Annotated in this window: 8 protein-coding genes; 4 read left to right on the top strand and 4 right to left on the bottom strand. The window is 59.0% G+C overall.

Annotated elements, in window-relative coordinates; translation table 11 throughout:
* Nucleotides 1-953, bottom strand: a 953-nt coding sequence (locus LD28_RS0109860) for an NAD(P)/FAD-dependent oxidoreductase (RefSeq protein WP_033136799.1), incomplete at its 3' end; no start/stop codon positions are given.
* A 135-nt stretch (nucleotides 954-1,088) separates the two neighbouring features.
* Between LD28_RS0109860 and LD28_RS0109855 the strand changes: the two genes are divergently transcribed.
* The 3 genes from LD28_RS0109855 (at nucleotide 1,089) to LD28_RS0109845 (ending at nucleotide 5,623) form a co-directional block, all read left to right on the top strand.
* Complete coding sequence (locus tag LD28_RS0109855) at nucleotides 1,089-4,025, top strand: sensor domain-containing phosphodiesterase (protein WP_033136798.1); 2,937 nt, start codon at nucleotides 1,089-1,091, stop codon at nucleotides 4,023-4,025.
* A 65-nt stretch (nucleotides 4,026-4,090) separates the two neighbouring features.
* Nucleotides 4,091-4,888: a pyruvate formate lyase 1-activating protein gene (gene pflA / locus LD28_RS0109850; RefSeq protein WP_081959491.1), complete on the top strand. Its 798-nt coding sequence runs from the start codon at nucleotides 4,091-4,093 to the stop codon at nucleotides 4,886-4,888.
* A 93-nt stretch (nucleotides 4,889-4,981) separates the two neighbouring features.
* Entirely contained in the window at nucleotides 4,982-5,623 is a 642-nt protein-coding gene (locus tag LD28_RS0109845; RefSeq protein ID WP_033136800.1) for an energy-coupling factor ABC transporter permease, read from the top strand.
* A 74-nt stretch (nucleotides 5,624-5,697) separates the two neighbouring features.
* On the opposite strand, the gene LD28_RS0109840 is transcribed toward LD28_RS0109845, so the two are convergent.
* Entirely contained in the window at nucleotides 5,698-6,990 is a 1,293-nt protein-coding gene (locus LD28_RS0109840) for an NAD(P)/FAD-dependent oxidoreductase (protein ID WP_033136797.1), read from the bottom strand.
* 75 nt (nucleotides 6,991-7,065) lie between these two features.
* Nucleotides 7,066-7,605 (bottom strand): alpha/beta hydrolase YcfP, encoded by a 540-nt coding sequence (ycfP, locus tag LD28_RS0109835; protein WP_033136796.1) that lies wholly within the window; start codon nucleotides 7,603-7,605, stop codon nucleotides 7,066-7,068.
* A 457-nt stretch (nucleotides 7,606-8,062) separates the two neighbouring features.
* Between ycfP and LD28_RS0109830 the strand changes: the two genes are divergently transcribed.
* Entirely contained in the window at nucleotides 8,063-9,469 is a 1,407-nt protein-coding gene (locus LD28_RS0109830; protein WP_033136795.1) for a nucleobase:cation symporter-2 family protein, read from the top strand.
* A gap of 64 nt (nucleotides 9,470-9,533) precedes the next feature.
* Here the strand turns inward: LD28_RS0109830 and LD28_RS0109825 are convergent.
* Nucleotides 9,534-10,207: M3 family metallopeptidase (locus LD28_RS0109825; RefSeq protein WP_033136794.1), on the bottom strand; the 674-nt coding region annotated here is incomplete at its 5' end.

The following is a 10,207-nucleotide window of genomic DNA, read 5'->3' as shown; positions in this document are numbered from 1 at the left end:
GGGCCCGCCAGCGGGATCAGCACTGATTCACCGGTGACAAAATCGGTCTCTTCGACCGCATCCCCCACCGCGTAGATGAAGGGATCCGAGGTACGCATCCCGGCATCCACCTTGATGCCGCCACGCGGGCCCAGCTCCAGCCCCGCCTTGGCGGCGAGCAGGGTTTCCGGTTTGACGCCGATGGCGAGGATCAACAGACCGGTATCAAGATGTGAACCGTCATTGAGGGTCAGGCGCAGGCCACCACTGTTGGCGGTCGGCACGGCGGAGGTTTTCTCGGCAGGCAGATCCAGACTCTCGATGGCGGTGAGACCGGTGCGCAGGCGCAGGTCGATCCCCTCTTCGCGGATGCGGGCGTGGAGCATGTTGGCCATCTCCTTGTCCACCGGCGCCATCACCTGATCGGAGAGCTCCAGCAGGGTGACCTCCAGCTTGCGCTGATGCAGCGCCTCCATCATCTCCAGCCCGATAAAGCCGCCCCCCACCACGGTGACGTGGCGCGGCTGATCGTGGTGCAGGGCTGCCAGAATGCGATCCATGTCCGGAATATTGCGCAGGGTATAGACATGGGGGCTGTCGATACCGGGGAAAGGAGGCCGGATCGGCGCAGCGCCCGGGCTCAGCAGCAGCACGTCATAGGGTTCGCGCAACTCTTCACCGGTCTGCAGGTTACGCACCAGCAGGGTCTTGCCCGCCTTGTCGATCTCTATCACATCGTGGAAGACCCGCACATCGACGTTGAAACGGCGCTTGAAGCTCTGGGGGGTCTGCAGCAGCAAGGCATCCCGATTGGGGATATCGCCCCCGATGTGGTAGGGCAGACCGCAGTTGGCGAAGCTGACAAACTCGCCCCGCTCGAACATCACGATCTCTGCCTCTTCACTCAAACGGCGAGCACGAGCCGCCGCCGATGCGCCCCCCGCGACACCACCGATAATCAGGATCCGTTTCATCTGCAAGACTCCTCATACATGATAATGGGCAATAAATTAGACTTTTCTAATTTAGAATTCAATGAAATTTTGTTTCACACAATTTTGCAGTATTCTTGCAACCCCGACGGTTGCTTAACAGGATGTTGTTTGTTCATGTCGTCTACCGCACTCAGTCATCTTCCCCCTGCCCTCCAGACGCCGCTCTTTTTCCGTCTGGAGCTGCGCAGTCAACGGCTGGTCGCCCTGACCGACGTGATGCAAACCCCGCTCTACTGGCTCGACGAGCCGCGCGCCCCCTGGCCTGCCCAGCTGCCCGATGCCTTGCGACTGCCCATCGAACAACAGCTGGCCAATGGCCATGGCGGCAAGATCACCGTGCGCTTTGCCAACCAGCTGTGGCACATCGCCCTCGCCCACGAGCAGGATGGCTTCTGGCTCATCTGTCTGCAGAACCTTCGCCAGGAGCCCATCGCCGATCTGGCACTGCAACTGCCGCGCCTCAGCCAGATGGCGAGCCAGCAGCAGTATGCGCTCCTGCTCGAGGCCCTTAAAGAGAGTCTGGGGGCCGATCGACTCATTCTCTGGCACTATCAGGCCAACGGCGATCTGGGCTACGAACAGCTCACCCCCGTATTCAAGCTAGGCGTCGAGAGCATCTATCCGATCCGCGGCGACAGCCGCTATATCCGCGCCCTGCGCACCCGCAAATCCTTGAGCTTCTCGGAAGCGGCCCACCAGCCGATGCTGATCAACCATCTCTATCTGGCCAACGCCGGGGTCTGCTCTCGCCTCGACGGTGCCCTGCTGGAGCAGGACAAGCTGTTCGGGGTGCTGAGTCTGGAGTACCTCGACCCAACCCCGCTCAGCGACGAGATGCTGCAACTGGTGCGCAGCAGCGCCCAGCTGCTCGGCCACTGGCAACCGCAGAGCGAGGAGCAAGAGAGTGAAGCGGATTTGCCTGCCGAACTGAGCCAGCTCACCGGTATCGACTATTGCAAAACCCTGGTGCGCTGGGCCATGACTCACTGTGGCGCGCGTGTGGGTTGGATCGGTGAGTTCCAGCCCCGTGGTCAGGATCTCTGGATCATCCCCCGTTGCGTACTCAATGGGGAGACCTTCTCCAACCTGAAACCCATTCAGATGGGAGACGGTCCGGGGCGGGAGCTGTTCCAGCATGGTCAGGCGATCTATGTGGAAGATCTGCCCCTTCGCTACCCCAATGCAACACGACTGCTGGCCTTCAACGCCACCGCCTATATCGGCATTCCGCTGCACGGCCCGAACGGCGCCCCCATCGGACTGCTCACCCTGCTGCTCGACGGGCCGCTTGCTGACCCCGAGCCGCTACTGGACCTCTTGAGCAGCCAGCACGAGCGGGCGGCCATCGAGCTGCAACGGCTGGCCAGCGATGATGCTCTGCGGCTGGCCGAAGTGGCCTTCAATACCCACGATGGTCTGCTGGTGATGGACCATCAGGGCTTCATCCTCAAGGTCAACCACTCCTTCAGCCGGATCACCGGGTTTGGCGAAGTCGAGGTGATTGGCCACTCCATCCGCAAGCTTCGCCCCACCTACTATGGGGACCACCTGCGGGAAGATGTCAGCCGTACTGTCGCCGAGCAGGAGTTCTGGCTCGGGGAAGAGCGCTGCCTGCACAAGGATGGCCACCTCTTTCCGGTGCGGCTGATGGTGAGCGGAGTCAAGGATGAACGAGAGGATCTGAGCCACTTCATCTGCAGTTTCTACGACATCACCCAGGAAAAAGAGGCCGCCAGACATATAGAGCAGCTCGCCTACTACGACGATCTCTGTGGTCTGCACAACCGGCGCAGCCTCAACAATATCTTGCAAGGCACACTGGCAAAACCTGATGGCCAATGGGGCGCCCTGCTGCTGGTCGATCTCGACAATTTCAAATCGATCAACGACTCCCTCGGCCACGCCTGCGGCGATCAGCTGCTGCAGGCGGTAGTGCAGCGCTTTCGGGAGCTGCCCCAGGACAATCTGGTACAGGCCCGCATCTCGGGAGACGAGTTCGCGCTGCTCTTTACCCAGCTGGGACAGGGTGAAGTCACCGCCAAGATCCTGGCAGAGCACTTTGCCCGCGAACTGATGGGGCTATTTCGCACCCCGTTCGACATTGGCGATCACAAGCTGCACTGCAGCGCCTCGGTGGGGATCAGCCTCTTCTCCAACAACGGGGTGGACCACCTGACGCTGATGCAGCAGGCCGATACCGCGACTCACATGGCCAAACGGGCCGGTCAAGGCAACTATGTCTTCTTCACCGAAGCGATGGCTCAGCACGAAAAAAATCGGTTAACCCTCACCAACCAGCTGCGCGACGCGTTGCGCCATCACGAGCTGCGACTGCACTACCAGCCACAATATCGGGTCGACAATGGCAGCCTCTCCGGCATCGAGGCGCTACTGCGCTGGCAGCGCAGCGATGGCACCATGGTGCCGCCCGGGGAGTTCATCCCCATCGCCGAAGAGACCAGCCTCATTCTGGAAATTGGTTACTGGGTAATGAAGACCGCCTGCGCCCAGTACAGCTTCTGGCTCAACCGCGGCCTGCAGATCCCCCATCTGTCGGTCAACGTCAGTGCCCGCCAGTTCCACACTCAGGGCTTCGTGCAGCAGGTGGAGTACATTCTGCGCGACACCGGCGTGCCCCCTTCCCGCCTGCTGCTGGAGGTGACCGAATCGGTGGTGCTGGAGAATCGCCGCGAGAGCATCGCCCGAATGCGCCAATTGAAGGAGCTCGGCATCCTCATCTCCATCGATGACTTTGGCACTGGCTACTCGTCGCTGGCTTATCTGCGGGATCTGCCCGCCGATGAGGTGAAGCTCGACAGAAGCTTCATTCAGACCCTTGTTCACAGCGAACAGGACAGAGCCATCGTCAAGGCGATACTCGATCTGGCTCAGGTATTCCGTTTTACCGTCACCGCTGAAGGGGTGGAAGAGGAGGACCAGCTCGCCATTTTGAAAGCGCTGGGATGCCAGCACTATCAAGGGTTCCTCACCAGTCGTCCGCTCACCGTCAAGGCGCTGGAGCAGCTGCTTGGCAGCCACGCGCCGGACTAAAGGTGTAGGATCAATAGGGGTTTATGTAATAAAATAACGACCTGCTCGAATCGTTGGAGTTGTCTATGACTGTCATTAACCGGATCCCCACCGTTGAAATCAGCCCACAGGCCGAATCTCACGGCACCATTGGCCGGATCCATTCCGTTGAAACCTGCGGCACTGTCGATGGTCCGGGGATACGCTTTATCGTATTCATGCAAGGATGCCTGATGCGCTGCAAGTACTGCCACAACCGCGATACCTGGGATACTCAGGGTGGCCGTGAAGTGACAGTGCCGGAGTTGATGAAGGACATCACCAGCTATCGTCACTTCATGAATGCCTCCGGTGGCGGCGTGACCGCGTCCGGTGGTGAAGCCATGCTGCAACCGGCCTTCATCACCGAACTCTTTACCGCCTGTAAAGAGAAAGGCATCCACACCTGTCTCGACACCAACGGCTTCGTCCGTCATCTGGATCAGCAGGTCGATAAGCTGCTCGAACAGACCGATCTGGTTCTGCTCGACATCAAGCAGATCAATGACGAGAAACACATTCCGCTGACCCACGTCAGCAACAAGTACACCCTGGAGTTCGCCCGCTATCTGGCAGCCAAAGGCAAGACCATGTGGATCCGCTACGTGGTGGTGCCAACCTGGACCGACGATGACGAGAGCGCCGAAGGGCTGGGCCAGTTCATCGCCGAGCTGGGCGAGAGCGTGGAGAAGGTGGAGCTGCTCCCCTACCACGAGCTGGGCAAACACAAGTGGGATGTGCTGGGCGATCCTTACGAGCTGAGCGGGATCAAGCCCCCCAGCAAGGAGACCATGGAACGGGTCAAGGGGATCCTCGGCAAGTACCACAACAACGTCAAATATTGATGGTAAAAGCAGGCTGACTCGTCAGCCTGCTCTGCTATGGGGCGGTCGGGAAGGCCGCCCGGACTCACCGTTACTGCATGAATGGACGACAAGATGAGTGAAGGACAACTCGCCGCCCTCCTGATCTGGCTGGTACTGCTGGCCTTTAGCCTGCGCCGCTCCCTGTGGCAAACCCTCCATGACCATCCGCTCTACCAGCATTTGCTGCTGGGCAGTGCCATCGCCCTCATTCCTCTCTGGATACTTCGTGCCGGTTTGCATCAGGGGCTGGAGGTACACTTTCTCGGGCTGACCGCCATCACCCTGCTGCTGGGCTGGCGGCTGGCACTGCTCGCCCCTTGTCTGACCCTGCTGGTGCTTGGTTACTTCGGGGTCACCAATCTGGCCGACTTTGGCTGGCAGGCGCTGATTGGCATCGCCCTGCCGGTGGCCACCAGCTGGCTGCTATTCCTGGCCAGCTGGGCCTGGCTGCCCCGCCACCTCTTTGTCTACATCTTCGTGGCCGCATTTCTCGGCGGCGCCGTGACCATCTCGGTCAAGATTATCGCCAGCGCTCTGCTGATGGGGTTAAGCGGCAGCTATCCCTGGCAAACCATCACGGCGGATTACCTCTCCATCTGGCCGTTGCTGCTCTTCCCGGAAGCCCTGCTCAACGGCATGGCGATGACGGTGCTGGCCATCTACCGCCCCCACTGGGTCAATACCTTCTTCGACCGCACCTATCTGGGCCAGTAGCCAGCGTTTCCCCTGACAAGCGCCGATAAAAAAGGAGAGACCATGGTCTCTCCTTTTTCCCTTCAAAATGGTGCTTAGTGCAGCTTCAGGGTCGGGCGCAGTACCCGGTTGATGCGGCCCACCAGCATGATGAGGCCGGTCTTGACGTAGCCGTGCAGGGCGACCTGGTGCATCCGGTAGAGCGAGATGTAAACCATACGCGCCATGTAGCCTTCCACCATCATGGAGCCACGCATCAGGTTACCCATCAGGCTGCCCACGGTGGAGAAGCGACTCAGGGACACCAGCGAACCGTGGTCGTGGTAGAGGTAGGGCTTCATCTCGCCACCGTTCATCTTGGCCAGAATGTTCTTGAACGCCTGGCTGGCCATCTGGTGGGCAGACTGGGCGCGCGGCGGCACAAACTTGCCATCCGGCTGCGGGCAGGCTGCGCAGTCACCGATGACGAAGATATTCTCGTCACGGGTGGTCTGCAGGGTCTCTTTCACCACCAGCTGGTTGATGCGGTTGGTTTCCAGACCGGCGATATCCTTCATGAAGTCCGGCGCCTTGATACCGGCAGCCCACACCATCAGGTCCGCTTCAATCAGCTCGCCATCCTTGGTGTGCAGACCGTCGCTGGTCGCTTCGGTGATCATGGTGGCAGTACGCACGTCCACCCCCAGCTTGACCAGCTCCTGATGAGCGGCACCACTGATGCGCTCCGGCAGTGCCGGCAGAATGCGGGGGCCCGCTTCCACCAGAGTGACCTTCAGGCTGTCGGTGGTGAGGTTCTTGAAGCCATAGGCGTAGAGCTGCTCAACCGCATTGTAAAGCTCGGCAGAGAGCTCAACACCGGTCGCACCGCCGCCAACGATGGCAATCTTCACCTTGTCGCCCGGCTGGTATTCGGTGGCGAACTGCAGGAAGCGGTTCATCATGCTGTTGTGGAAACGGTGCGCCTGGGAGGGGCTATCGAGGAAGATACAGTGATCCTTGATCCCCTTGGTATTGAAGTCGTTGGAGACAGAACCGATGGCCATCACCAGGATGTCGTAAGGCACAGCACGCTCGTTGACCACGATGTCGCCATTGTCGTCATGGATCGGGGCAAGCACGATACGCTTCTCGTCGCGCTGGATGTCGGTCAGGCTACCGAGCTGGAAATCGAACCCGTGGTTCTTGGCGTGGGACTGGTAGCTCAGGGCATCGATGCCCGCATCCATGGAGCCGGTGGCGACTTCGTGCAACAGCGGCTTCCACAGGTGAGTACGGTTACGGTCAACCAGGGTGATCTTGGCCTTGTTCTTTTTGCCAAGCTTGCGACCCAGACTGGTGGCCAGCTCCAGGCCACCTGCGCCGCCGCCTACAACGACAATATTCATCATGATGATTTTTCCTTGGTTCCTCAAAACGAAAGGGAGCCATTGGCTCCCTAAAACGAAATCGTTCGACGTGATGGTTCAGGCTTCTTTAAAGGCCTTCATCCGTTGCAGATGATGCGAGATATTTTTGAACTTATGAGTCTCGCGCTCATCCCACACGATGTCGTAATAGTTCTTCAATTCACGTTCAGTGTCCCGATTATCGCGCACTTCATCCTGAACGGAAAGGATGCACAGGCAGTTTCCTGAATTTTTATTACGAAATTCAGTTACACACTTGGTGCCAATATCGTCATATTCCTCTGGCCGGTCGATCTTGCCCTGCATGTTCTCTTCCGGGTGGAGGTTGGGATTGAAAATCACCTGGCGAATGCCACAGAGAAAGCCGATCCGTTCGCTCCAGTAACCACCCAGCCCAACCCCGCAGATCAGCGGCTTGGGATCGGTACTCATGTCGAGCTGTTTCTTCACTTCCTTAAGCAGGTGGCTCATATCATGACGGGGGTGAACCGTGCTGTAGTGCACGAAACGCACATCATCATCAATAAACTGCAACTGCAGCACTTTCTCGTGATTGCCGGGGCTGGTGGCATCAAAGCCATGCAGATAGATGATCATGGAAAAGACCTCAGGATCGGTGTCGGTTTTATCGAAACTACCCCAGCGGTGGCCTCACGCGCCACCAAAACATCCAACTTTCTTGCTTTGGATCACGCCCCTGCCCCTGATTGCGCCCTGTGACCCACATGCCAGCGGGCGCCTTGCTATCAAAGTGAGATCCCCAGACCAATAATGATAAACCCCTTACCAATCTGAGATGCCCCCGCCGACTCCTGCCGCCAGGACCCAGACACTGATCTGACCAGGATGTGACTCATCCCACAAAAACAAGACGTTACGGCCAAACGTTTTCACTTTGCCGGTTGTTGTGCATGTTTTGTGCACCATCACCCCCTGCACTGGCCCCCTCCTCACTTATCCGGAAGAGCCGGCCACGACATCAATGATCGAGAAAGCTGCGGCTTTTACTATCTTGCCTGTGCCTGTTGCACGGGCTTCAAGGAGTGATCTGTTCATGAACCAAACCAATCCCCCCCGGCCCCAGCCGGGAAAGCGCAAATATCCGGCAGATGATGAAGTCGAGCGCATACTCCCTATGGGCCAGCTATTTATTCTTGGCCTGCAACATGTGCTGGTGATGTATGCCGGTGCGGTAGCGGTGCCACTGGTGATCGGCGGCAGCCTGGGGCTACCCAAGGATCAAATAGCCTACCTCATCAGTGCCGACCTATTCTGCTGCGGCATCGTCACCCTGCTGCAATGCCTTGGGATTGGCCGCTTTATCGGGATCCGGCTGCCAGTTATCATGTCGGTCACCTTTGCAGCCGTCACGCCCATGGTTGCTATCAGCGCCATGCCAAACGTTGGCTTGACCGGCATCTTTGGCGCCACCATTGCTGCAGGACTCATTTCTCTCGCACTGGTACCACTGATCGGCAGTCTCAGGCCACTCTTCCCCACAGTGGTGACCGGCGTGGTCATCACCGCCATCGGGATCAGCATCTCGCAGGTCGGGATCGACTGGATCGCAGGCGGCAAGGGCAATCCCGAATATGGCAGCCTGCGCTATATCGGCGTCAGCTTTCTGGTTCTTCTTTTCATCTTGCTAATCACCCGCTTCACCAAGGGGTTTATCAACCATGTATCGGTGTTACTCGGGATTATCTTCGGCTTCGCCGTCGCCTGGTATATGGGGGATGTAAGCCTTGAGGGGTTAGGCGACGCCGCCTGGTTTGCCCCCATCACGCCCTTTGCCCTGGGCTGGCCTACCTTTGAACCAATTTCTATCGCCACCCTGACGGTGGTCATGCTGATCACCTTCATCGAATCCATGGGGATGTTTCTGGCGCTCGGTGACATCGTCGGCCATCCGGCCTCCCGTGGCGATATCATGCGAGGTCTGCGGGTCGATGCCATCGGCACCGTTATCGGTGGGGTGTTCAACAGCTTCCCTCACACCTCCTTCTCCCAGAATATCGGCCTGGTTGGCGTCACCGGCGTATCGAGCCGCTGGGTATGCGTCATGTCGGGCGGGATCCTGGTCGTTTTTGGCCTGTTTCCCAAGATGGCCGTCATTGTGGCCTCTATCCCTCCATTCGTACTCGGCGGTGCCGGTCTGGTGATGTTTGGTATGGTGCTATCTACCGGCATTCGCATTCTGTCGCGGGCAGATTATGGCAACCGTTATAACCTGTTCATCATCGCCATTAGCATAGGTATTGGCATGATCCCGTTGGGTGGTTCTGCCTTTTTCCAGCACTTCCCTGCGGTATTGCAACCCCTGCTGCATAGTGGCATTTTGCTGTCCACCATCAGCGCGGTGGCACTCAACTACTTCTTTAACGGCTATCAGGCAATTCCGGTCCAGAAATCCAGACCCCTGATTGCCGCAGCATTAAAGCCGGAGGAGGAGCAGTCATAACCAACAGGCCACCGGACAACATGGTTGCCCGGTGGCCTGCTTCTGTGACCTAGGTGGCCGATGGTTACGCTGGCAGCTGCGCGAAGCGCTCTACCGCCTGCGCCACCTGTGCCAGACTCCCCTGCCAGAAGGCGGCCTCACGGATATCCTGCCCCAGATGTTTCACCACCAGATCTTCGGCGCTCATCCGGCCGGTATCGCGCAGCAAGGCGCGATACGCCTCGGCCACCCCCGTCTCCCCCGCCGCCTTGCGGCTCATCAGTTGCTGATAAACGCCAAGGCTGAACAGATAGCCAAAGAGATAGGGGTAGTTATAAAAGCCCAGCCCGGCGATGGAGAAGTGCGCCTTGGCCGCCCAGAACATAGGGTGATAGCGGCAGAGGCTCCCCTCATACCAGCGGCCCCATGCCTCGTCGGTCAACGCCTTGAGCCGCTCTGCGGATACATAACCCTGCGCCCGCTCGGCCACCAAGGCCTGCTCGAAATCGAAGCGGGCCGGAATATTGACCAGGAAGGTGGCAGCGCCGTCGGCCTCGGCCCAGGCGATCGCCAGCTGCTCTTCCGTGCTTTGCGCCTGCTCGAACAGGGCGCTGCGCACCAGGGTTTCGGCGAAGATGGAGGCGGTTTCGGCCAGCGTCATGGGGTAGCTGCGCTGGCTCATCGGCAGATCCCGAATGACCCAGTTGTGCCAGGCGTGGCCCAGCTCGTGAGCGAGGGTGATGACGTTGTCCATAGTAC

It is taken from the genome of Aeromonas finlandensis (assembly GCF_000764645.1).
Classification (GTDB): Bacteria; Pseudomonadota; Gammaproteobacteria; order Enterobacterales; family Aeromonadaceae; genus Aeromonas; species Aeromonas finlandensis.
The sequence above is the reverse complement of the archived record's forward strand: the minus strand, read 5'-3'. Positions and strand labels throughout refer to the sequence as shown.

Bases quoted from the DNA above. Each gene is read 5' to 3' on its own strand.
- ycfP (WP_033136796.1), bottom strand. From the start codon at position 7,605: ATGATCATCTATCTGCATGGCTTTGATGCCACCAGCCCCGGCAATCAC.
- LD28_RS0109845 (WP_033136800.1), top strand. From the start codon at position 4,982: ATGAGTGAAGGACAACTCGCCGCCCTCCTGATCTGGCTGGTACTGCTG.
- pflA (WP_081959491.1), top strand. From the start codon at position 4,091: ATGACTGTCATTAACCGGATCCCCACCGTTGAAATCAGCCCACAGGCC.
- LD28_RS0109855 (WP_033136798.1), top strand. From the start codon at position 1,089: ATGTCGTCTACCGCACTCAGTCATCTTCCCCCTGCCCTCCAGACGCCG.
- LD28_RS0109840 (WP_033136797.1), bottom strand. From the start codon at position 6,990: ATGATGAATATTGTCGTTGTAGGCGGCGGCGCAGGTGGCCTGGAGCTG.
- LD28_RS0109830 (WP_033136795.1), top strand. From the start codon at position 8,063: ATGAACCAAACCAATCCCCCCCGGCCCCAGCCGGGAAAGCGCAAATAT.